The sequence below is a fragment of the Pseudomonas sp. Irchel 3E19 genome (genome assembly GCF_900187585.1).
GTDB classification, from domain to species: Bacteria; Pseudomonadota; Gammaproteobacteria; order Pseudomonadales; family Pseudomonadaceae; genus Aquipseudomonas; species Aquipseudomonas baetica.
Window position 1 is genome coordinate 12960 of the sequence record NZ_FYDT01000017.1, and the last position, 23314, is coordinate 36273.

Below are 23314 nucleotides of genomic sequence, written 5' to 3' on the forward strand. Positions count from 1 at the left end.
TCCATGGGCGCAAGCATTCTCACCGCGAAGAACCTCAGCAAAGTGGTTCCCAGCGCGGAAGGTGAACTGACTATCCTGCACGAACTCAGCCTGGAACTGAACAAGGGCGACAGCCTCGCTATCGTCGGCGCGTCCGGTTCCGGCAAATCCACCCTGCTCGGCCTGCTCGCCGGTCTCGACTTGCCCAGCAGCGGCGAAGTCACCCTCGCCGGGCAATCTTTGAGCAACCTCGACGAAGACCAGCGCGCGCGCATCCGCGCCGAGCATGTGGGTTTCGTCTTTCAATCGTTCCAATTGCTCGACAGCCTCAACGCGCTGGAAAACGTCATGCTGCCGCTGGAACTCGATGGCCGCAAAGACGCCCGCGAGCGTGCCACCCAATTGCTGCAACGGGTCGGCCTCGGCCAGCGCCTGACGCATTCACCGCGTCAGCTCTCCGGTGGCGAACAACAACGCGTAGCGATTGCCCGGGCATTTGCCGCCGAACCTGATGTGTTGTTCGCCGACGAACCCACCGGCAACCTCGACAGCCACACCGGCGAGCGCATCAGCGACTTGCTGTTCGAATTGAACAAGGAACGCGGCACCACCCTGGTGCTGGTGACCCACGACGAACGCCTGGCCCATCGCTGCCGGCGCCTGATCCGTCTTGAAGCCGGGCTTTTGGTCGCCCCTCTGGAGCCTTGATGGCACGCTTGCCGCTGTTGCGCCTGTTCAGCCTCGCCATTCGCCAACTGCTGCGCGATGCCCGCGCCGGTGAACTGCGGGTGTTGTTCTTTGCATTGGTTGTGGCGGTGGCGGCAAGCACTGCCATCGGCTACTTCGGCGCCCGTCTCAACGGCGCAATGATGTTGCGCGCCACCGAGTTTCTCGGCGCCGATCTGGTGCTGGAAGGCAGCTCGCCGGCCCGTGAGGAACAGATCAGGAGCGGCACCGAATTGCGCCTGAATCATGCGCAAGTGGTGGAGTTCTCCAGCGTCATCGCCACCGACAACGGCATACAGTTGTCGAGTATCAAAGCGGTTGACCGCGCCTATCCCTTACGCGGCGAACTGAAGAGTGCACCCGCACCTTTCGCCACTGAAGAAACCGGCGGCGAACCGCAACCGGGCGAAGCCTGGGTCGAGGCACGCCTGCTCACCGCACTGGATCTGAAAATCGGCGACAGCATCGATGTCGGCATGAAAACCCTGAAGCTGGCGCGGGTGCTGACCTATGAGCCGGATCGTGCCGGCAACTTTTATAGCCTGACGCCACGGGTCATGATCAACCTCGATGACCTCGCTGCCACTGGAGTGGTGCAACCCGGCAGCCGGGTGAGCTATCGAGAGCTGTGGCGCGGCGAAGCACAAGCGCTGGAAACCTATCGGCAACTGATCAAACCGGGACTGGCGGCGAATCAGCGCATTCAAGACGCTCGCGACGGCAACCGGCAGATTGGCGGTGCGCTGGGCAAGGCCGAGCGTTATCTGAACATGGCCAGTCTGGTCGCGGTGTTGTTGGCCGGGGTGGCTGTGGCGCTGTCAGCCAACCGCTTCGCCAGCCGCCGTTTCGATGCCAGCGCCCTGCTGCGCTGCCTCGGTTTGTCACGCCAGGAAACCATGCTGCTGTTCAGTGTGCAGTTGACCGTACTGGGCCTGCTCGCCAGTCTCAGCGGCGCGCTGCTTGGCTGGCTGGCGCAGTTGGGTTTGTTTGCGTTGTTGCATGACCTGCTGCCAAGCGATGTCCCGCCGGGTGGCCTGTTCCCGGCGATCGCCGGAATTGGCACCGGACTGGTGGCACTGGCAGGCTTCGCCCTGCCGCCGCTCGCCGCTCTGGGTCGTGTCCCACCGCTGCGTGTGCTGCGCCGTGACATGCTGCCCATTCCATCGAGCACCTGGATGGTTTATGGCGCCGCATTAGGCGCCCTCGGTCTGATCATGTGGCGCCTGAGCCTTGATCTGCTGCTGACGTTCGCCCTGCTCGGCGGCGGAGTCATCGCAGCCGTCATCCTTGGCGGACTGCTGCTGTTACTGCTGAACAGTTTGCGCCGCCTGCTGGCCCGTGCGTCGCTGCCGTGGCGCCTTGGCCTCGGCCAATTGTTGCGCCATCCGTTGGCGGCGGCCGGCCAATCATTGGCGTTTGGGCTGATCCTGCTGTCGATGGCATTGATCGCACTGCTGCGTGGTGAACTGCTGGATACCTGGCAGAACCAGTTGCCGAAAAACGCGCCGAACTACTTCGCTCTGAACATCCTGCCGGCGGACAAACAGGCCTTCACCGATCACCTGATCAAAGTCTCGGCGCAAGCGGCGCCGTTGTATCCAGTGGTGCCGGGCCGGTTGATCAGCATCAACGGCGACCCCGTGCAGCAAATCGTCAGCAAGGATTCCGCCGGTGACCGCGCGGTGCAACGCGACCTGAGCCTGACTTGGGCCGCTGACTTGCCCGCTGGCAATAAACTCACTTCCGGCGTGTGGTGGAGCGAGCAACCGTCGGACGAAATCCCGGGTGTGTCGGTGGAAGGCAAAGTCGCCGAGAGCCTGAAACTCAAACTCGGCGATCACATGGTGTTCAGCGTCGGCGGAGTCAACCGTGAAGCCAAAGTCACCAGCCTGCGCGAGATCAACTGGGACAACTTCCAGCCAAACTTCTTCATGATCTTCCAGCCGGGCACCCTGAAGGACTTGCCGGCGACCTACCTGACCAGCTTCTATCTGGCCCCGGGTCACGACCAGCAGATCGTCGAGTTGTCGCGCGCCTTTCCGGCGGTGACCATCCTGCAGGTCGAAGCGCTGCTTGAGCAACTGCGCAGCATCCTCGCCCAGGTCACCCTGGCCGTAGAATATGTGTTGTTGTTTGTTTTGGCGGCGGGCATGGCCGTGCTGTTCTCCGGCTTGCAGGCAACCCTGGATGAACGCATTCGCCAAGGCGCGCTGTTGCGTGCGCTGGGTGCGGAGCGGCAGTTGCTGATCAAGGCGCGGCGAATCGAGTTCGGCCTGCTCGGTGCGGTCAGCGGTTTGCTGGCGGCCATCGGTTCGGAAGTGGTGAGTCTGGTGCTGTATCGCTACGCCTTCGATCTGCCGTGGCATCCGCATCCGTGGCTGCTGGTGCTGCCGCTGCTTGGCGCGGCACTGATCGGTGGTGCCGGTGTGTTCGGCACGCGCCGGGCACTCAACGCAAGTCCGCTGACAGTGTTGCGCGAGGGTTGATAGACTTCAGTCGTCTCTCTCACAAGAAGTTGCCATGAGCCGTTATCGCCCTCCCCGCACCGCCGGCACCGCGCTGATCACCCCTGAAGGTGAAGCGCGGATGCGTGCCGAATTCCATGAGCTGTGGCATGTGCGTCGCCCGCAGGTGACGCAGTCGGTCAGCGAGGCGGCGGCGCAAGGTGATCGCTCGGAAAACGCCGAGTACACCTACGGCAAGAAGATGCTGCGCGAGATCGACAGCCGTGTGCGCTTTCTCACCAAACGCCTGGAAGCGCTCAAGGTTGTCAGCGAAAAACCCAGCGATCCGAACAAGGTCTACTTCGGTGCGTGGGTGACCATCGAAGACGAAGACGGCAAGCAATCGCGCTACCGCATTGTCGGCCCGGATGAACTGGATCTGAAGCTGGGCCTGATCAGCATCGACTCACCGCTGGCCCGCGCCTTGATCGGCAAGGCGCTGGACGCCGAAGTGCGGGTGCAGACGCCGACCGGCGAGCAATGCGTGTACATCGTGGCGATCGATTACCCGTAAACGGGATCAGCGACGAGTGATCAATCCCTGCCGTGCGACGCGGACCAATTGCTTGATCATTTGCGGCGCGTCTTCCTGGCTCGGGGCCTGAATCACGGCCAGATCGAAACTGTCACTGGCGAAGCGCGTCAGTGACTCACCGTCTTCAACGAACTGGATCAGGAATGCAGCAGGACCACCGCTGCGACGTGGCCAGCCATCCAGATAACGCAATAGCGTCGGCTGATGTTTGCCGCCAAGCAGGATTTTCGGGTTGCGCTGGGTGATATGTGCCGTGATCGGCGCGGGACGTGCTGGAGGGCGTAGTGCATTCATCGTGTCGTGTCTCTGCCTCAAAAGTCTGCATGGCAGGTGAGAGGCAACACCGAACCAGCGCTTTAGCGGTATTTCGAAGCCCTGTTCCGGCTTCTGACGGCAACTGTTGAAGTCACCTGGCGCCCCGCAAGTAGCTGTTTAAATCGGCGCATGAGCAACATCCTAGAGAACGTGACCGATCAGTGTCAAGAATCAGCGCCAACAAAAAAGGCCCGACAATGCGGGCCTTTGCTTGAGCCAGAGCGGTCAACCGGCGATGGCGCGGTCCACCGAAAGTTTGCCGGCGCCTTCGATCAGCACCGCGAGGCTGCCACCGAGCAAAGCCAAGGCGAACTCGTAACCGTTGTTGGCCATGAACAGGCCGTTGCTGATGTGCACGGTGAAGATCGCCACCAGCGACAGGACGGTCAAACCCAATGCTGCCGGGCGCACCAGCAGGCCGATGATCAAGGCCAGACCGGCGAAGAACTCGATGCCGCCGGCCAGTGTGGCCATCAGATACCCCGGTGTCAGTCCCAGGCTTTCCATGTACTGCGCGGTGCCGGCCAGACCGTAACCGCCGAACAGGCCGAAGAGCTTCTGCGAGCCGTGGGCGGCGAAGATCACGCCGACAGCAATGCGCAGGATGGTCAGACCGTAACCGGCGCGGGTGAACAGTACCTTGTTGATCAGAGAGCTCATGGTGCATTCCTTGTTTTGCGAGAAGTGTGTGTGGTTGGCCGCCATATTAATCAGTTATTCTCATGTTAAAAGCGCAAAAATCCCGCTATAACAATCAATTTATCTGATCATTTGCGTGAGACAACTTTCTGTCCACCGGGCTCCAACGACTCCCGCTCCCGGTCGAACGCCAAGTAATACTTGTTCACGCTATTAACATAGCTGACGGCGCCCATTCCCACCTGCTCCATGGCGATGCGCTCAACCTGAAAGAACCACTGATTGGGATTCAGCCCACGGCGCCGGGCTTCGGCGCGCATACCTTGCACCCGCTCCGGGCCGATGTTGTAGGCCGCCAGCGTGAAGGCCATGCGTTCGCGCTCATTGAGCTTGGGGCTATTGAAGAATTTGCGGCGGATCATCGCCAGGTACTTGGCCCCGGCCTGCACATTCGCATCGAGATTCTGGATATTGTTGACGCCGACCCGTTGCGCGGCGGACGGGGTGATCTGCATCAAACCGGTCGGGCCACTGCCGCTGCGCGCATTGGGTTGCAGGGCCGATTCCTTGAACGCCAGCGCGGCCAGGTTCAGCCAGTCCATGTTTTGCGCCTGGGCGTGTTTTTGCAGGGTCGGGCGTAGTTTCTCCAGGCGCTGACGGTCGGCCTTGGCCAATGGATAGTGAACTTGATAGAGACGCCGATAAATGCGCAGAAACGCCGCGTCTTCGTTCGAGGGTTTCTTGTACCCGGTCAGGAAGCGATCGATGCTCGCCCGCAGCATCGAGGCATCGCGGCGCACAAACCAATATTCCTCGCCCGGCTCGCTGATCATCACTTGCCGATCGAAGCGCAGCTTCGGCAGGATCTTGCCCCAGCGCTCAGCAATCGGTTGCTCAACGATGGTCAGGTGGAAGATCCCGCCCTGAACCATTTCCAGCACGTCTTCGACTGCCAGCGTCGGATCGACCCATTCGATCTTGATCGGTGCCAGTTTGTGCAAGGCAAGTTTCTGGTTGATCTGGCTGACCGCCTCTCCTGCTGCACTGCCGGTCGGCAACGCGAGGGTTTTCCCGGAAAGTTGCTCGACCTTGGTGTAGCGCCGCTCGCCCTTGATGCCGACCAGCATCAACGGCACGTTGCTGGCGATCGGCGAACTGCTGGCCACCGCATGGCCCGGTTGCAGCTCCAGCAACTCGCCAGGCGCGACCAGATCCGCCTCGCCGCGTTGCAACGCGCCGAGCAGTTGATCCTTGGCTTTGGGAATGATCTTGAGGGTGATTTCCTGGCCGTCACGGGCGTGACCGTTGAGGTATTGCTCGAAGGCGCGCAGGCGATGATATTCGACGCCGATGGCCTGGCCCTGGACTTCGCCGGAGCTGTTGCGGCTCTGGTTGACCAGCACCCGCAGCACGCGACTGCTGCGAATCTCCGACAGATCGCGCACTTTCGCCGCCGGCACGGCTTGCAGCGGCCCGGGCAGGCGCGCAACCGCCGTCATCGGCAGCAGCAGCGATCCACACAACAGCAACAACACCGAGGGACGATGCATCCACTCTCCGGAAAGAATACGGGGCGAAATCACCGCTGAGCGGTCGACATCACCGACGAAAACAGAGCGCCTGGAGCGCTGGTAAAGTGCGAGAGACTGGCACAATGATGGCTTTTGCGCCAACACCAGCGGTCTCGCGGCCTCAACAGACAATCATAAGTCGTTGTAGTTCTTGGCTTTTCTTATGAATCTACAGCTCTGGTATGCTTCCCGGCCTTCGGCCCGAGGTAGCAACCATGCAACTCATCGATATCGGCGTCAACCTGACCAACCCAAGTTTCGCCGACAAACACCAGGCCGTACTCGACCGCGCCTACGCCGCCGGGGTCTGCCAACTGGTGCTGACCGGCACCAGCGTCGAGGGCAGCGAACAGGCGCTTGAGCTATGCCAGCAACTGGATGAGAGCGGCCAACGACTGTTCGCCACCGCCGGGATCCACCCCCATTCGGCCAGCGACTGGAACGCAGACAGCGCCCGACGTCTGCGCAGTTTCCTCAACGAATCGAACGTGGTGGCGGTGGGTGAATGCGGCTTGGACTTCAATCGTGACTTCTCGCCGCGCCCGCAACAGGAAAAAGTCCTCGAAGAACATTTGGCGCTGGCCGTCGAATTGCAATTACCGGTATTTCTGCATGAGCGTGATGCCAGTCAGCGCCTGCTGGACATTCTGAAAGACTTCCGTGATCAATTGCCCGCCGCCGTGGTGCATTGCTTTACCGGCGAGCAAAAGGCGTTGTTCAGTTACCTCGATCTGGATCTGCACATCGGCATTACCGGCTGGATCTGCGACGAGCGCCGGGGCACGCATTTGCATCCGCTGGTCAAAGAAATCAAGCGTGGACGGCTGATGCTGGAAAGCGATGCGCCCTATCTGCTGCCACGCACCTTGCGACCGAAGCCGAAAAACGGGCGCAATGAACCGGCGTATCTGACTGAAGTGCTGCGTGAAGTGGCGCTGCATCGGGGTGAAACCGAGGAAGATCTGGCGGCGCATACCACCGCGTGTGCCCGCGCGTTCTTCAACCTGAGCCCCCTCCCCTGACACAACACAAACCCCATTGTGGGAGCGGGCTTGCTCGCGAATGCGGTGGTTCAGTTAAAGAAACATCGACTGACACGCCGCCTTCGCGAGCAAGCCCGCTCCCACAGGGGGTTTGCAGTGTTGCCTGTTGACCCATATCAAGATCTGCAGACCTGCATAGCGGCACAATGCTGGCACCTTGCCAATGCTGTTTCCGCTATCAGAGAAGACCTCCATGGGTGCCTGGCTTAGCAATATCTCGCTGAAATACAAATTCTGGGCGGTCAATGCGGTCGCCTTCGTCACTACCCTGCTGCTGGTGCTGTATGCCGTACAGCTCGAACAGCAGGCCCGCAGTCACGCCTCACAAGCGTCGGCGCAAGCCCAGGCACAACTGCTCAAGGCCTGGCCGGCCGGGCAGGCGCTGCCCAAGACTGAACAGGTGCTGACCTTCAAACGCGGCGAAGCCCCACGCCTCAACGATCAACCGCTGCTGGAGATCACCGACAGCAACGGCTGGAACGAAATCAATCACCTGCCAGTATTCGGCGAAAACCCGCTGATGGGCGCCGAAGTGTTCAGCCGTGCCGACGGCCAACAAGTCGCCGTCATCGCCTATGGGCCAAGCCTGACGCAAGTGTTTGGCGAGCGTTTCGCCAACTACGCGGTGGCGGTGTTCATCCTGATGCTGGCGATGCTCTGTGCTTCACAACTGCTGATCCGTTTCCTGCTCAGCCAGCTCAACACGTTGAAAGACGTGATGTTGCACGTTGAAAAAAGCGGCGACCTCTGCGCCCGTGTCCCGCTGGTCGGCAAGGATGAGGTCGGGCAGATGGCCAATGCGTTCAACGCCATGCAGGCCGGCTATCAACGCGTGGTCACCACCGTCGCCAACACCGCACGGCAGCTGGATGTCGGCGCTGCACGCCTGGCATCGAGCATGAACGAAGTGCGCCACGGCATGCTCGGCCAGCAAAGCGAAACCGACCAGGCCGCCACCGCGATCAACGAAATGACCGCCACGGTTTACCACATCGCCCAACACGCCGGCGCCACCCGCGATTTGTCACAGACTGCCGACGGCCTGGCCGGCAGCGGTCAGCAGGTGGTCGCGCGGGTGCAGCTTTCGATTGCCGGGCTGTCCAGCGGCGTGCAGCAGACCGCCGAGATGATCCAGCGTCTGGCCGAAGACAGTCAGAAGATCAACGGCGTGGTCAGCGTGATCCACAGCATCGCCGAGCAAACCAATCTGCTGGCGTTGAACGCCGCCATTGAAGCGGCGCGGGCCGGTGAGATGGGTCGCGGTTTTGCGGTGGTTGCTGATGAAGTGCGCAACCTCGCCAAGCGCGTGCAGACCTCGACCGATGAGATCACCAGCATGGTGTCGGCGTTGCAGGCTGGCACGCGCGATGCGGTGGATTTCATGCAGGAGAGTTCCTATAAGGCCGACGACTGCGTGCAGCAGGCGCAGGAGGCTGGCGAGGCGTTGGCGGAAATCACCGGGGCGGTGGCGCAGATGCGTGAGAGCAACACGCAGATTGCTGTGGCGGCGGAACAGCAGAGTCAGGTGGCCGAGGAGATGAATCGCGCAGTGGTGAGTATTCGCGATGTGACCGAGAACACGGTGCAGCAGACGGTGGATTCGGCGACCACCAGTAATGAGTTGGCGACGTTGGCTGGGGAATTGAGCAAGGCAATCGGTCAATTGAAACTCTGAAGATCAAAAGATCGCAGCCTTCGGCCCCTCCTACAGGTGTACGCATTTCAATGTAGGAGCTGCCGAAGGCTGCGATCTTTTTTGTTCATCATCCCTATGACGCCAATAGCCAACCTTGATTCGCCGCCCTTCCCGCCCAGGCCTATTCTTCAAGCATGTGTTCAACATGGATCGAGGAGTAGTCAACATGGGCAAACGTCACCCCAGCCTTCCCGCGTGGCAATGGCGCGCGGACCCGAACAATCACCAGCATCCGACCCATCGGGTGCTGCACCTGATTGCCGTGCCGTTGTTCATCGTGGCATTTCTGTTGATCGTGTCCGGAGTGTTCAGCCTGAGCCTGGCCAGTGTGGCCATCGGCGTGATCGGCATCATCGCGGCGCTGGGTCTGCAGCGCCACGGGCACAGCCTGGAGGCGTAAGCCTGCGAGCCTTTCAGTGATCGTGAAGATGCCGTCTCGCGTTTACGGGTCGAGCAGTTTCTGACCTTTGCGCGCTTGTTTCTCAGTGGCGGCTGGTGGCGCGCCTGGGTCGAGCGTCACCGTCGGCATTGATTCAGGCGAAGATCGTGACGGTCTGGCGACTCATCGCAATCAATTCACCTTCTGCGCTCCACAACTTGGCGGCGACGTGGCCGTAGCCATCGGCGGCGTACTCGATGTCGGCGAGGTATTGGCACCAGTCCAGCGTACTCAAGTCACGTAGCGGCTGTACGAATTCGATGGTCCAGGTCAACGTGCTGCCCGGTGCAGGCTTCTTCAGATACGGCAACAGCGCGGGCGGCCACGCATCCACCAAAGCCAGCAGATGCGCCTCTTTGACCGGCTCTTCTTTGACATCCCCGCGTAACCGCACCCAGCCCCCCATCAGCCGCGATTGATTGCCGGTGAACGGCATGCCGCCAACGCTCCAGCGCATCGCCAGATGGCGCATGAATTCCGAGGTCACGCCTTTGATGTAAGGTAATTCCTGGCATTCGTCCCAGTGTTTCATTGAAGGCGCCGGATACGCTTGGACTGCCACCTCCGAGGGCCGCGAAGCGCCAAAACTGCCTTGGACGATCGTCACGACCTGGCCATTCTGCATCGCCCGCCCCATGACCTGGCTGACCGCTTTGCCTTCACGCAGCACCTGCACTTCGAAGCTCACCGGGACTTCAGGCTCGACCGGTCCGACGAAGGTAATCGCCAGCGAACGCACCGGGCGATCCGCCGGAACTTTCGCACGCATGGCTTCATATTGCAGCGCGGCAACCAGACCGCCGAAACTGGCACGGCCCTGCCCCCATTCGGCAGGAATCGTCAGTTCCGGTTGACGGCGGACGGCATCGAGCAGATCGCAAAAGCGCATGGCAACCTCAGAAAGCAAAAAGAGAGTGCAGGGATCTTAACTAGCCCGGCAGAGCGCCGCAGCGTCTATTCCGGTCAAATGGGCTGACAGATAGGCCGTACACCCACATCAGCCACACTGAAAATCCCCTGTGGGAGCGGGCTTGCTCGCGAAAGCGGCGTATCAGTCGATAGATACTTATCTGGCACACCGCATTCGCGAGCAAGCCCGCTCCCACAAGGGGTGATGTGCTGGTCTCAGGATTTGAAGCAGGTGCTGTTGAGTTTTTCGAGCACACGATCGGCTTTGGCCTCGGCTTTGATCAAACCCGCCTGCCATGTGGCAACACACGGTTGCAGATCGGTTTCCAGCTCGGCTTTCGCCAGCCACTGCCAGCAATCGTGCCAATCGCCCAGCGCACCTTGCGCAGACTTCAAGCGTGGCAGCGCCGCTTCCGGCAGGCGATCCAGTTCGGGATAGGCTTCGATGCCGTAACGCACACGCTTGATCAGCAGACGCAGGCGATGCCGGTCGTGGGCCGGATCGTGCAGCGCCTCATCGAGTTTGTGCCATTGCTTGCCGAGGCGTTTTTCGATGCGTTTATCCAGACCTTTCAATAGGCCCTGACGCTGAGAGGCACGCAGGAATCGCGGGAAAGCGTCAAGAATCATCAGCAGCGACGCCACCTCATGACTCGCCGCCAGCGCCGGATAGGCTTCGGCCATCTGCGCCATGCGCTTTTGCGCAGCAGCGGGTTGATCGTGTTCGAGCAGGTACGCCGCCAACACTTCGCGATCGCGCCAGGGCGTGGTCACCTGGCCGACCGCCGACGCTGCCCCTTCCAGTTGCTCAACACCCGGCAAGCCGCGCAACGGCCGCAACAGGCTGCGCAAGCGCCGCACCGTGGTGCGCAGATCGTGCAGCGCCTCGGGATCAGTGCGTGCGGTCAATCTCGCCTGACAGGCCAGTAGCCGCACTTCCAGGCTCAGGATGTGAGCCACCAACCGGTCAACCAACGCAGACATCATTTGCTCCTGATTCGAAATGGCTTCAGGGATGAGTCTGCAACTTCGCAGCCTCGCCCCGCTTGCGCTATGTCAGCAGCTTAGCGACCGGCGCGGGATTCGCGAATGTAAAAACGCGCCTTCTCGGCCTTACTGGCGCAACCTTCGAAACCTTCGAATTGCTGCTGGGTCTTGGCGGCCGTCAGCAAGGACAGCGCTTTGGAATAACTGACGGTGCCGGCAAAGCCTTCGGCCTTGGCCAGGTCCAGCTCATGCCATGCGGTGTCGAGTTGGCTGCCGCAGCTGTCGCGGTAAGCGGTTTTCCCGGCGCAACCGGCCAATGCCAAGGCAATCAACGGCACACAGATCCAGGCTTTCATCTCTCACACCTCAAAATAGGTCAACAGTGGTGCAGGTAAGACGGTCGGGCGGCGAAAAAGTGCCTTGCCCCAGCGCGAATCTGCGGTGGCAAAAAGGATAGCGCCGAGTGGTCAGGCCGTAACGTAAAAACGACGTCACCGGCGCACAGGACGACCTTGACGATTGAGCCGTCCGCTCGATAAGTGCATTGTGCAACCTTGTCGGGAGGAAGTTTGATGAAAAAGCGTGTCGCACTGGTGTTGGGCTCCGGAGGCGCCCGGGGCTACGCCCATATCGGGGTCATTGAAGAACTTGAACGCCGCGGTTACGACATCGCCTGCATTGCCGGTTGTTCGATGGGCGCAGTAGTCGGCGGAATCTATGCCGCCGGCAAACTCGACGAATACCGCAACTGGATCGAAAGCCTGGATTACCTCGACGTGCTGCGGCTGGTGGACGTGAGTTTCCGTCTCGGCGCGATTCGTGGTGAAAAGGTTTTCGGCCAGATCCGCAAGATCGTCGGCGATATCAACATTGAGGATCTGCGCATCCCCTACACCGCGGTGGCCGCCGACCTCACCAACCAACAGGAAATCTGGTTTCAGGAAGGCTGCCTGCATCAAGCCATGCGCGCCTCGGCGGCGATTCCCAGCCTCTTCACTCCAGTGATGCAAGGCAACCGGATGCTGGTCGATGGCGGCATTCTCAACCCGCTGCCGATCGTGCCGGTGGTGTCGAGCCACTGTGATTTGATCATTGCGGTCAATCTCAACTCGACCAACCAGCGGCATTACAAACTGCCGGTGATCCAGCGCCCGCCAGCGTTTCGCTCGCGCTTCGACAGCCTGATCAGTTCGCTGGGCTCGAAGATGCCGTTCCGTCGCACCCAGGCCGAACAATTATTGCGTCTGGAACAGGAAGCTTTGCGAGCAGAGGCAGCCGCTATCAATCCGTGGCTCGAAGGCGCCGAACCCGAAGCCCAGCAACCCGCCGCCGCGCCCGAGCACGAAGGCGCGCCGAAATCCGCCACCGGCTCGTTCATCATCGATAACGTCGGGCCGGCCTCGCTGCTGGATTTGATCAACCAGAGTTTCGAGGTGATGCAGACCTCGCTGGCGCAGTACAAGATTGCCGGGTATCCGCCGGATATCCTGATCAACGTACCGAAACGGGTCTGCCGGTTTTTCGAGTTTTACAAGGCGCCGGAGCTGATCGCGCTGGGTCGCGAGATTGCCCGGGATACGCTGGATCGGTATGAGAGTGAGCAGGGTTGATCGGGCCTGATTTCTCGGGTGTGTTTGATGACATCTTCGCGAGCAGGCTCGCTCCCACAGGGGATTTGTGAACGACGCAGATCCAGTGTGGGAGCGAGCCTGCTCGCGAAGAGGCCAGATCAGCCAACATCACTCAACAGCCGATAGCCAACCCCGGCTTCAGTGACAATAAACCGTGGTCGCGTCGGATCGTCCGCCAGTTTCTGCCGTAGATGCCCGACAACGATCCGCAAATAATGACTGTCCTCGGTATGCGTCGGCCCCCAGATATCCTTGAGCAATTGCTGCTGGGTAATCACGCGCCCCGGATGCCGCGCCAGTTGCGCCAGCACCGCGTATTCCTTGCGGGTCAGCGCCACTTCGACGCCGTCGAGCAATACGCGTCGATAGGCCAGATCCACCGTCAGCGGGCCGAAATTCAGCGCCGCCTGCTGCGCTTCTCCGGCCGGTGCCTGACGCAACAACGCACGCACCCGCGCAAGAAACTCCTGAATGCCGAACGGTTTGGTCACATAGTCATTGGCGCCGCCATCCAGCGCCTGGACTTTCTGCCCTTCGCTGGCGCGCACCGACAGCACCAGCACTGGCGCCGTGGCCCACTCGCGAAACTCGCGCAGCACTTGCTGGCCGTCCATGTCCGGCAGACCCAGGTCGAGCACCAGCAGATCCGGTTTGTTCAGTGCTGCCTGCGCCAACCCTTCGGCGCCTGTGCCCGCCTCCAGCACTTTGTAGCCCTGTGAAGCGAGGCTGATGCGCAGAAATTTGCGGATCTGCGGTTCGTCGTCGATGACCAAAATGGTCGCGGTCTGGCTCATGAATTCACATCAACAAAAAAGATTGGCAAGAGAGTAGCGCAGTCGGATTCAGCCTTCATCGTCCATCCCCGGTTGCGTCTGCAACGGCAGGTGCAAGGTGATGCAGGTGCCGCGCCCGTCGATGCCGTCGGCGACGCTGATTCGCCCACCGTGAGCGCCGACCATGCCCTGACAGATCGCCAGCCCGAGGCCGGTGCCCTGCCCGCCGCGATCACCGCGCGCGGCGGTGTAGAACATGTCGAAAATCTTCGCTCGTTCGTCTTCGGGAATACCCGGCCCTTCATCGCTGACCGCGAAGAAAATCTCTTGCTCATTCGCTCCCGCACTCAGTTGCAAGCGACCGTGGGCCGGCGAGAACCGAGCGGCGTTTTCCAGCACATTGACCAGCGCCTGCTCGATCAGCGCCGCATGCACAAACAGCAGCGGCAACTGCGCCGGCACCTCGGTGCTGACCTGCAGCGGCGCCAGCACCGCGCGCAGACGATTGAGCGAACTGCCAACGATGTCGGCGGGCGACACCCAGTCTCGCGCCAGCTTCAGCGCGCCGTGGCCGAGGCGGGTCATGTCGAGCAGGTTCTGGATGTAGCGATCAAGGCGCTCGGCCTCATCGCGGGTGCCTTCGAGCAGTTCGCGACGATCTTCCAGCGGGATCGCTTCGCCCAGCGCCAAGAGGCTGTCGATGCTGCCACGCATGGACGTCAGCGGCGTGCGCAAATCGTGGGACACCGAGGCCAACAAGGCGCTGCGCAATTGCTCGGTTTCGCCGTGCAGGCGCGCCGCTTCCAGATCATCGGCCAGTTGCGCGCGGGCCAGTGCTTGCGCCAATGGCTGACTGAGTGCAGTCAGCAAACGACGACGCTGGCCGCTCAGGGTCTGACCCTCTTTGGCGCAGACACCAAGCAAGGCCAACGGCCCGTCCTCGACCGACAGCGGCCACCACCACCAGCGACCGAATGGCAAGGTGCCGGTGCCCATACCGGCCGGTTGATCGTGCTGCCAGGCCCAGTCGGCGGCGGCGCGCTCGGATTCGGTGAACTCCAGCGGCCCACCGGTCTCGACTTTCCAGCCGCCCTGCCCGTCGCGGTTGAGCAGGCACAGTTGCAGATCGCTCCAGCCGTTGAGGTGTTGCGCCGCGGCGCTGACCACGGCCTGGCGGTCGGTGGCAGCGGTGAGTTTGCGCGACAGGTCGAGCAGCTCGGTGGTCTCTTCCTGGGTATCGCGCAACGCCTGCAATTGCCGACGCTGACGCGCGGCGAGGTTGCCGGTGAGCGCCGCCATCAGCAGGAAGAACAGCAAGGTCAGGACATCTTCTTCGCGCTGGATGCTGAACGAGAAATTTGGCGGAATGAACAGAAAGTCGTAGGTCAGAAACGACAACGCGGCACAGGCCAGCGCCGGGCCGAGGCTGCTGCGCACCGCCACCAGCAACACCGCCGCGAGGAACACCAGCGAGATGTTCGGCAGCGGCAACACACTCGACACCGCCCACGCCAAGGCAGTGGCCAACACTGTGGCGAGCAGCGCCAACGCATAGTCGAACCACACCAGTGTCGGTGCGGATCGCTGACGCGGTTGATGCTGCTCCTGATCGCTGTCGAGGACGTTGATTTCCAGGCCATGGCCCTGACGCAGTAGCCGTGCGGCCAGACCGCCACCGAACAGGCGACGACGCAGACGCGGCCGCGATTGGCCGACCAGCACCAGACTCGCGCGGCGTTCAGCGGCGTGCTGGATCAGGGTTTTCGCCACTTCACCGGCGCGCAGCAACACCACTTCGCCGCCGAGGCGTTCGGCCAGTTGCTGGGCACTTTGCAGGCGCAGGCGTGATTGCTCGTCGCTTACCGTGCCGTTGTCGACGTGTACCAGACTCCACGGCAGATGCCGACGTTGCGCAACCCGACTGGCATGACGCACAAGGCGTTCGGCCTGGGCATCGCCATCAACCCCGACCAGCAAACGACCGCGTACGGCCGGTGCTGCCTGGCCGAGTTGCCGATAGCCTTGGGCGAGGTCATTATCGACCTGCGCCGCGGCGGTTTGCATGGCCAATTCGCGCAGGGCGGTGAGGTTGGTCTGGGTAAAAAATGCATCGATGGCCGCGCGGGCCTGCTCCGGGACGTAGACCTTGCCCTCGCGCAGACGCTCAAGCAATTCACGCGGTGGCAGGTCGATCAGCAACAGCTCGTAGGCTTCTTGCAGCACCCAGTCCGGCAGGGTTTCGCGTACCTGCACACCGGTGATGCCGCGCACTTGATCGTTGAGGCTTTCCAGGTGCTGGACGTTGACCGTGGTGTACACGTCGATGCCGGCGGCGAGCAGTTCCTGAATGTCTTGCCAGCGCTTGGCATGGCGACTGCCCGGGGCGTTGCTGTGAGCCAGTTCATCGACCAGCACCAGTTTCGGTTTGGCCGCGAGGATGCCGTCGAGGTCCATTTCTTCGAGCATCACGCCACGGTATTCCGAGCGCACCAAAGGCAACTGCGGCAGGCCACCGAGCAGCGCTTCAGTCTCGGCGCGGCCGTGGGTTTCGACGACGCCGGCAATGACTTTGACGCCTTGACGCAGTTGGGTGTGCGCGGCCTGAAGCATGGCGTAAGTCTTGCCGACGCCGGGCGCGGCGCCGAGGAAAACCTTGAGCCGGCCGCGGCCATCGCGGGGCAGATCTGCTAACAGCGCGTCGGCGCGGCCGGAATCGCTCATGCTTGATGCTCTCTCTTCCTGATAGTTATGCGGTGTTCTTTCGGCCCTCTTCGCGAGCAGGCTCGCTCCCACATTTGGAACGCGTATTCCTGTGGGAGCGAGCCTGCTCGCGAATGGCCGCGCCGCCGATTCAGAGTTTTTCCAGTGCCATGTTCAGCGCCAGCACATTCACCACCGGCGGCCCCACCAGCGGCTGTTCGATGTGGGCATCGAGCAACTGCTGCACGGTCGATACCGGCAGATTGCGTGCGGCCGCAACTCGCGCCAGTTGATAGGCAATTGCCGCCGGTGGCAAGTGCGGATCGAGACCGCTGCCCGAGGTGGTCAACAGCGCCAGCGGCACCGGGCCTTGCCCAGGGACTTGCAACTTGTTGGCGTCGTCGATCACGCGCGTGGCGAGCGCCGGATTGCTTGGCGCCAGGTTGCTTGCGCTGCTGGACACGGTAGCACACGCCCCGGCAGATGGGCGTGGGTGGAACCAGGCATCGCCGACAAAATCCTGCGCGATCAGCGATGAGCCACGGACTTTGCCGTCGGCATCGTGGACCAGACTGCCATTGGCTTGAGCGGGGAACGCGACCTGGGCAACGCCCGTGACTACCAGTGGGTAGGCGACGCCGGTGACCAGGGTCATCAGCACCAGCAGGCTCAGGGCCGGACGTATCATTGTGGACATTTCAAGATCCTCGAATTCAAAGAGCAAATACTGCGTTAAGCCAGGTGAACCGAGTCGAATTCATCGCCAGCAAGCTGGCTCCCACAGGGGAACGCATTTCAAATGTGGGAGCCAGCCTGCTGGCGATGGTGGCGCGCCTGGCACGCCAACCAAAATCACACCAGATGCAGCGCCGTGAGCAACATGTCGATCGCCTTGATCCCCACGAACGGCACCAGAATCCCGCCCACCCCGTAGATCAACAGATTGCGTCGCAGCAACGCCGCCGCGCTCGCCGCCTGCACGCGCACGCCACGCAATGCCAACGGAATCAGCACGACAATGATCAACGCGTTGAAGACGATGGCCGACAGGATCGCGCTCTGCGGACTGGTCAGGTGCATGATGTTCAGCACGCCCAGTTGCGGGTAGATCGAGGCGAACAGCGCCGGCAGGATCGCGAAGTATTTGGCCACGTCGTTGGCGATGGAAAAGGTCGTCAACGCGCCGCGAGTCACCAGCAATTCCTTACCGATCTGCACCACGTCGAGCAGCTTGGTCGGGTCACTGTCGAGGTCGACCATGTTCGCCGCTTCACGCGCTGCCTGGGTGCCGTCGTTCATCGCCATACCCACGTCAGCCTGCGCCAGCGCCGGGGCATCGTTGGCACCGTCGCCGCACATCGCAACCAGGCGACCGTCGTTTTGCTCGTGACGAATGCGCGCCAGTTTTTTCTCCGGGGTCGCTTCAGCCAGCACGTCATCCACGCCGGCTTCAGCAGCGATGGCGGCAGCGGTCAGCGGGTTGTCGCCGGTGACCATTACGGTGCGAATCCCCAGTTTGCGCAGTTCGGCAAAACGCTCGCGGATGCCTGGTTTGACCACGTCCTTGAGATGGATCGCACCGAGCAGTTTGCCGTCGGCGCAGACCAGCAACGGTGTGCCGCCGCTCTGCGCGATCTTGTCGATTTCCCGCGACAGCGCGGGTGCCAGATCAGCGCGTTTCTGGCCAAGGAAACTCAGCAGCGAATCCACCGCACCTTTGCGATAAACACGGCCCTGATAGTCAACACCGGACAAGCGGGTTTCCGCGCTGAACGGCACGGCGGTCAGGGTTTCCGGCGCCGGTTCAGGCTGCGGGTGCAGGCCGCGCAGGTACTCGACGATCGATTTACCTTCGGAGGTGTCGTCCGCCAGCGAGGCGAACAACGCGCCTTCGGCCAGATCGCGACCCGTGACACCCGGCGCGGCATACACCGCGCTGCAACGACGGTTACCGAAGGTGATGGTGCCGGTCTTGTCCAGCAGCAGCACATGCACGTCGCCCGCTGCTTCCACCGCGCGGCCGGACTTGGCGATCACGTTCAGGCGCACCAGACGATCCATCCCGGCGATACCGATGGCCGAAAGCAGGCCGCCGATAGTGGTCGGAATCAGCGTGACCAGCAGCGCCACGAGGAACACCAGCGGCAGGCTGCCGTTGGCAAAGTGGGCAAACGGTTGCAGGGTGACGACCACCAACAGGAAGATCAGGGTCAGGCCGATCAGCAGGATGTCCAGCGCCACTTCGTTCGGGGTTTTCTGGCGCTTGGCGCCTTCGACCAGTGCGATCATGCGGTCGAGGGTCGATTCGCCGGGATTGACGGTGATCTTCACCAGCAACCAGTCCGACACCAGTCGAGTGTTGCCGGTGACCGCCGAGCGGTCACCGCCGGACTCACGGATCACCGGCGCAGATTCACCGGTAATCGCCGCTTCGTTGACAGCGGCGATGCCTTCGATGACTTCGCCGTCACCGGGGATCATCTCCCCGGCTTCGACGCGCACGATATCGCCTTTACGCAAGCTGGCAGCAGGCACGACCTGAAAGCTGCCATTGGCCTGTTTGCGGCGGGCGCTGAGGCCTTCGCTGCCGGCCTTGAGGCTGTCGGCGCGGGCCTTGCCGCGACCTTCGGCCAAGGCCTCGGCGAAGTTGGCGAACAGCACGGTGAACCATAGCCACAGGGCGATTTGTGCAGCGACGAAAGTCGGCACATCAGCGTCCGGAATGAAGCACAGCACGGTGGTGAAAATCGCGGTCAGTTCGACCACCAGCATCACCGGCGAGCGCTTTAATTGCCGTGGGTCGAGCTTGACGAAAGCTTGCACCAGCGCCGGACGCCACAACGCCGAGATCGCGGTTTTCGCTTGTTCCGGCGCCTTGACGGCGGCGGGTTTGATTGCGGGCATATTCATCATTCAGTCCTCAGAAGCCCATGCTCAGGTGTTCGGCAATCGGGCCGAGCGCCAGAGTCGGCAAGAAGGTCAGGCCGCCCACCAGCAAAATGGTCACGGTCAACAGGGTCACGAACAGCGGGCCGTGGGTCGGGAAGCTGTTCTGGCCGATCGGCGCGGTTTTCTTCATCGCCAGGCTGCCGGCCAATGCCAGAACCGGAAGGATGTAACCGAAGCGACCGATCAACATGCCCAGGCCCAACATCAAATTGTGAAATGGCGTATTAGCGCTCAGACCACCGAACGCCGAGCCGTTGTTGGCACTCGCCGACGTGTAGGCGTAAAGCAACTGGCTGAAACCGTGCGGGCCGGGGTTGCTGATGGTCGCCGCCGGGCCGGGTAACACGGCAGCAATCGCACCGAGTACCAGCACGCCGACCGGCATCACCAGCAGGGTCACGACCAGCAATTGCACTTCACGGGCCTGGAGTTTCTTGCCGAGGTATTCCGGGGTGCGCCCGATCATCAGACCGGCGAGGAACACCGCGATCAGCACGTTGAGCAACATGCCGTAGAGCCCGGCCCCGACGCCGCCGAAGATCACTTCGCCGACCATCATGTTGACCAGCGCGACCATGCCGCTGAGCGGGTTGAGGCTGTCGTGCATGGCATTGACCGAGCCGTTCGACGCTGCGGTGGTGGTCACCGACCACAACACGGTGGCGGTGGTGCCGAAGCGCGCTTCCTTGCCTTCCAGCGGCGCGGTCTGTTCGACGGCGGCGTTGTTCAGGGTCGGATTCGGTTGGTATTCAGCCCACAGCGACGTCGCGCCACCGATCAGGAACAGCGCCAGCATGCAGGCGATGATCGCGCGGCTCTGACGCAGGTCTTTGACGTAGTGGCCGAAGGTGAACACCAACGCCGCCGGGATCAGGATGATTGAGGCGACTTCGAACAGGTTGCTCCACGCCGTCGGGTTCTCGAACGGATGCGCCGAGTTGACGCCGAAGAAGCCGCCACCGTTGGTGCCCAGTTGCTTGATCGCAATCTGGCTGGCGGCCGGGCCGAGCGGGATCACTTGATCAACACCCTGCATCGTCACCGCGTTCACATACTGCGCGAAGGTTTGCGGCACGCCCTGCCAGACCAGATACAGCGCCAGCAGCAGGCACAACGGCAATAGGCCATAGAGGGTGGCACGGGTCATGTCGACCCAGAAGTTGCCGAGGGTTTTCGTCGATTTGCGGCCGATGCCACGGCAGAGTGCAACCAGCACGGCGAGGCCGGTGGCGGCGCTGACAAAGTTCTGCACGGTGAGGCCGACCATCTGGCTCAGGTAGCTGAGGGTCGCTTCGCCGCTGTAGGACTGCCAGTTGGTGTTGGTCATGAAACTGACCGCGGTGTTGAACGCCTGCGTCCATTCCTGGCCCGGCAGGTTTTGCGGGTTCAGCGGCAGGTGATCCTGGAACAACAGAATCGCGAACAGTAGGAGGAAACCGGCGAGGTTGAACGCCAGCAGGGCCAGCGTGTACTTCTGCCAGCTCTGTTCTGCGTCCGCATCGACGCCGGCGATGCGATAGCAACCGCGCTCGACCGGGCCGAGAATCGGCGTCAGCCAGGTGCGCTGGCCTTCCATCACCTTGTAGTAGAAGCGCCCGAGCAGCGGCGCCGGGAGCAAGACCAGCGCAAAAAACGCGAGGATCAGCCAATAGTCATAACTGTGCATAGCCGCTCCTAGTTCCGGTCCGCGCGCAACAGCGCAACCAACAGATAAATGAACAGCCCCACTGCCAGTAGCAGTGACACCCCGTCCAGAACGCTCATGGAAGATCTCCGTGTTACGGCGTATTGCCGCGTGTGGAGGCATTGTCGGAAAGGAGGCTGTAAAGGAGCGAGAGCGAGGGTGTTGGCTGGGCATAAAGAAAGCGTAAAGAGTGGGTTTATGCGGGCGTTACAGGTGGTTTTTGCGCTGTGCGGGCGGGCCTCTTCGCGAGCAGGCTCGCTCCCACAATTTGAAATGCATTCCCCTGTGGGAGCGAGCCTGCTCGCGAAGACGGCATAACCGCCAGCATCGCACCCAACTGGCGCACAAAAAGCGGCAATCCCCCCGCGAACATCCTCGATACGACAGCTTTCAACTTATTACGACTTGTTTCACAGCGATGGCACGCACACTGCAAACGCCCTCCTCCCGAGCTTTCCAAACCGTTCAGGGAGCAACCGCATGAACACACAACTCAAACCCACACTGGGCACGCTGCACCTGTGGGGCATTGCCGTGGGGCTGGTGATTTCCGGGGAATACTTCGGCTGGAGTTATGGCTGGGGTGTGGCCGGAACGCTGGGTTTTCTGGTGACCTCGTTCATGGTCGCCACCATGTACACCTGTTTTATCTTCAGCTTCACCGAACTGACCACCGCGATTCCCCACGCGGGCGGGCCGTTTGCCTATAGTCGTCGAGCGTTCGGTGAAAAAGGCGGATTGATCGCCGGGCTGGCGACACTGATCGAATTTGTCTTCGCCCCACCCGCCATTGCCTTGGCCATCGGCGCTTACCTGAATGTGCAATTTCCGGCACTTGATCCGAAACACGCGGCAGTCGGCGCGTACATCGTGTTCATGGGCCTGAACATTCTTGGCGTGAAGCTGGCGGCAACCTTCGAGCTGATCGTCTGCGTGCTCGCCGTCGCCGAACTGCTGGTGTTCATGGGCGTGGTCGCGCCTGCGTTCAGCTTCAGCAACTTTGCCTTGAACGGCTGGGCCGGCTCTGACGTGTTTGGCGCGCCAGCGATTGCCGGTATGTTCGCGGCGATTCCCTTCGCGATCTGGTTTTTCCTCGCCATCGAAGGTGCGGCGATGGCTGCCGAAGAAGCCAAGGACCCGAAACGCACGATTCCCAAGGCTTACATCAGCGGCATCCTGACGTTGGTGTTGCTGGCGATGGGGGTGATGTTCTTCGCCGGCGGCGTCGGCGACTGGCGCACCTTGGCGAACATCAACGATCCACTGCCGCAAGCGATGAAAACCGTGGTCGGCGACAACTCCGGCTGGCTGCACATGCTGGTGTGGATCGGCCTGTTCGGCCTGGTGGCGAGTTTCCACGGCATCATCCTTGGCTATTCACGGCAGTTCTTTGCCTTGGCCCGCGCCGGTTATCTGCCTGCCTCGCTGGCAAAACTCTCGCGCTTCCAGACCCCGCACCGCGCCATTATCGTCGGCGGCATCATTGGCATCGCTGCTATCTACAGCGACGGTCTGATCAACCTCGGCGGCATGCCCCTCACTGCCGCGATGATCACCATGGCCGTATTCGGCGCGATCGTGATGTACATCATGAGCATGCTCAGCCTGTTCAAACTGCGTAGATCGGAACCGAATCTTGAGCGCACTTTCCGCGCGCCGTGCTATCCGCTGATCCCGATGATTGCGCTAGTCCTGGCCGTGGTGTGCCTGGTGGCGATGGCCTGGTTCAATGCGTTGATCGGGCTGATCTTCCTCGGCTTTATGGCCGTCGGGTTCGGATACTTCCTGCTGACCGGCCAGTTGCGCGCCGATGCCCCGGCCGATGCGATGTTGACCGGGCAATAAGGGATTTAAGGTGTACGGGGCATAAGCGGCCTAGAATGGAACCACTGCGAAGTGATTTCGCTCATAAATGATAGGCAACGTCGCACGGCGAAATCCTCGCCCGTCGATTTGCCATTAAGGAGAGCCGTTATGCCCTGGTATGCCTGGTTGATTCTGGTTGTTGCAATCGGCTCGATCGTTGGCGGTTTGATGATGCTGCGCGACACCGCCAACAAGGTCGAACTGACCGATGAGGAGCGCAAACGCGTCGCTGCCCGCAACGCCGAAGCGGACGCTAAAGAAGCGCAAGACCGCTGACAAAAAACCCCGCCGGATTGGCGGGGTTTGTTTTTTGGGCGCTATTGGACTTATCTGCATGCTTTTTAGAAGTAGAAGTACAGTCACCATTC

20 protein-coding genes and 1 pseudogene are annotated in these 23314 nt (G+C 61.5%); 9 read left to right on the forward strand and 12 right to left on the reverse strand.

Translation table 11 applies throughout. The features are described 5' to 3' along the window. The first annotated feature begins 3 nt into the window (after nt 1–3). From CKW18_RS13090 to greB, 3 genes are read left to right on the forward strand one after another with little or no spacing between them, the layout of a single operon-like run. Nucleotides 4–687, forward strand: coding sequence for an ABC transporter ATP-binding protein (locus CKW18_RS13090; RefSeq protein ID WP_095189185.1), 684 nt, complete (start codon nt 4–6; stop codon nt 685–687). Next, a complete protein-coding gene (locus tag CKW18_RS13095) occupies nt 687–3191 on the forward strand; it encodes an ABC transporter permease (RefSeq protein WP_095189186.1) in 2505 nt (834 codons plus the stop codon). The genes CKW18_RS13090 and CKW18_RS13095 overlap by 1 nt, the downstream gene beginning before the upstream one ends. A gap of 34 nt (nt 3192–3225) precedes the next feature. Beyond that, nucleotides 3226–3723, forward strand: coding sequence for a transcription elongation factor GreB (gene greB, locus CKW18_RS13100; RefSeq protein WP_025113125.1), 498 nt, complete (start codon nt 3226–3228; stop codon nt 3721–3723). 6 nt (nt 3724–3729) lie between these two features. Here greB and CKW18_RS13105 read toward each other — a convergent pair whose 3' ends face one another. From CKW18_RS13105 to CKW18_RS13115, 3 genes are all read right to left on the reverse strand, one after another. Next, on the reverse strand, nt 3730–4038 hold the full coding sequence (locus CKW18_RS13105; protein WP_095189187.1) for a hypothetical protein: 309 nt from the start codon (nt 4036–4038) through the stop codon (nt 3730–3732). Between the two features lie 246 nt (nt 4039–4284). Further along, the gene (locus CKW18_RS13110; RefSeq protein WP_095189188.1) at nt 4285–4719 is read right to left on the reverse strand and encodes a DoxX family protein; all 435 of its coding nucleotides are present in this window, start codon (nt 4717–4719) and stop codon (nt 4285–4287) included. A 107-nt stretch (nt 4720–4826) separates the two neighbouring features. Next, nucleotides 4827–6248: a transglycosylase SLT domain-containing protein gene (locus CKW18_RS13115; protein WP_095189189.1), complete on the reverse strand. Its 1422-nt coding sequence runs from the start codon at nt 6246–6248 to the stop codon at nt 4827–4829. Between the two features lie 236 nt (nt 6249–6484). Here CKW18_RS13115 and CKW18_RS13120 point away from each other — a divergent pair, with 236 nt between their 5' ends. The 3 genes and pseudogenes from CKW18_RS13120 (at nt 6485) to CKW18_RS13130 (ending at nt 9540) form a co-directional block, all read left to right on the forward strand. Then, nucleotides 6485–7291: a TatD family hydrolase gene (locus CKW18_RS13120; RefSeq protein WP_095189190.1), complete on the forward strand. Its 807-nt coding sequence runs from the start codon at nt 6485–6487 to the stop codon at nt 7289–7291. Nucleotides 7292–7505: 214 nt separating this feature from the next. Beyond that, nucleotides 7506–8987 (forward strand): methyl-accepting chemotaxis protein, encoded by a 1482-nt coding sequence (locus tag CKW18_RS13125; RefSeq protein ID WP_095189191.1) that lies wholly within the window; start codon nt 7506–7508, stop codon nt 8985–8987. 187 nt (nt 8988–9174) lie between these two features. Beyond that, nucleotides 9175–9540: pseudogene (locus CKW18_RS13130) on the forward strand (terminase). A gap of 1 nt (nt 9541) precedes the next feature. Here the strand turns inward: CKW18_RS13130 and CKW18_RS13135 are convergent. From CKW18_RS13135 to CKW18_RS13145, 3 genes are all read right to left on the reverse strand, one after another. Beyond that, entirely contained in the window at nt 9542–10336 is a 795-nt protein-coding gene (locus CKW18_RS13135; protein ID WP_095189192.1) for an acyl-CoA thioesterase II, read from the reverse strand. A 236-nt stretch (nt 10337–10572) separates the two neighbouring features. Beyond that, nucleotides 10573–11340: a CHAD domain-containing protein gene (locus tag CKW18_RS13140; protein WP_095189193.1), complete on the reverse strand. Its 768-nt coding sequence runs from the start codon at nt 11338–11340 to the stop codon at nt 10573–10575. 80 nt (nt 11341–11420) lie between these two features. Next, complete coding sequence (locus CKW18_RS13145) at nt 11421–11699, reverse strand: hypothetical protein (protein ID WP_053122404.1); 279 nt, start codon at nt 11697–11699, stop codon at nt 11421–11423. Between the two features lie 216 nt (nt 11700–11915). Between CKW18_RS13145 and CKW18_RS13150 the strand changes: the two genes are divergently transcribed. Further along, nucleotides 11916–12953, forward strand: a complete 1038-nt coding sequence (locus CKW18_RS13150) for a patatin-like phospholipase family protein (RefSeq protein WP_095189194.1) — start codon at nt 11916–11918, stop codon at nt 12951–12953. Between the two features lie 119 nt (nt 12954–13072). Here CKW18_RS13150 and CKW18_RS13155 read toward each other — a convergent pair whose 3' ends face one another. The 6 genes from CKW18_RS13155 to kdpF form a co-directional block, all read right to left on the reverse strand. Then, entirely contained in the window at nt 13073–13768 is a 696-nt protein-coding gene (locus CKW18_RS13155) for a response regulator (protein WP_095189195.1), read from the reverse strand. A 48-nt stretch (nt 13769–13816) separates the two neighbouring features. Beyond that, on the reverse strand, nt 13817–16468 hold the full coding sequence (locus CKW18_RS13160; RefSeq protein ID WP_095189196.1) for a sensor histidine kinase KdpD: 2652 nt from the start codon (nt 16466–16468) through the stop codon (nt 13817–13819). A gap of 130 nt (nt 16469–16598) precedes the next feature. Beyond that, nucleotides 16599–17144, reverse strand: coding sequence for a potassium-transporting ATPase subunit KdpC (gene kdpC / locus CKW18_RS13165; protein WP_095189197.1), 546 nt, complete (start codon nt 17142–17144; stop codon nt 16599–16601). 155 nt (nt 17145–17299) lie between these two features. After that, nucleotides 17300–19357 carry a potassium-transporting ATPase subunit KdpB gene (gene kdpB, locus CKW18_RS13170; RefSeq protein WP_095189198.1) on the reverse strand — a complete coding sequence of 686 codons (2058 nt, stop codon included), beginning with the start codon at nt 19355–19357 and terminating at the stop codon, nt 17300–17302. A 10-nt stretch (nt 19358–19367) separates the two neighbouring features. Beyond that, complete coding sequence (gene kdpA, locus CKW18_RS13175; protein ID WP_095189199.1) at nt 19368–21062, reverse strand: potassium-transporting ATPase subunit KdpA; 1695 nt, start codon at nt 21060–21062, stop codon at nt 19368–19370. Between the two features lie 8 nt (nt 21063–21070). Continuing rightward, nucleotides 21071–21160 (reverse strand): K(+)-transporting ATPase subunit F, encoded by a 90-nt coding sequence (gene kdpF / locus CKW18_RS13180; protein WP_007899818.1) that lies wholly within the window; start codon nt 21158–21160, stop codon nt 21071–21073. A gap of 400 nt (nt 21161–21560) precedes the next feature. Here kdpF and eat point away from each other — a divergent pair, with 400 nt between their 5' ends. Further along, the gene (gene eat, locus CKW18_RS13185; RefSeq protein ID WP_095189200.1) at nt 21561–22925 is read left to right on the forward strand and encodes an ethanolamine permease; all 1365 of its coding nucleotides are present in this window, start codon (nt 21561–21563) and stop codon (nt 22923–22925) included. A gap of 129 nt (nt 22926–23054) precedes the next feature. Next, the gene (locus CKW18_RS13190) at nt 23055–23222 is read left to right on the forward strand and encodes a DUF2897 family protein (protein ID WP_080896048.1); all 168 of its coding nucleotides are present in this window, start codon (nt 23055–23057) and stop codon (nt 23220–23222) included. Nucleotides 23223–23314: the final 92 nt, after the last annotated feature.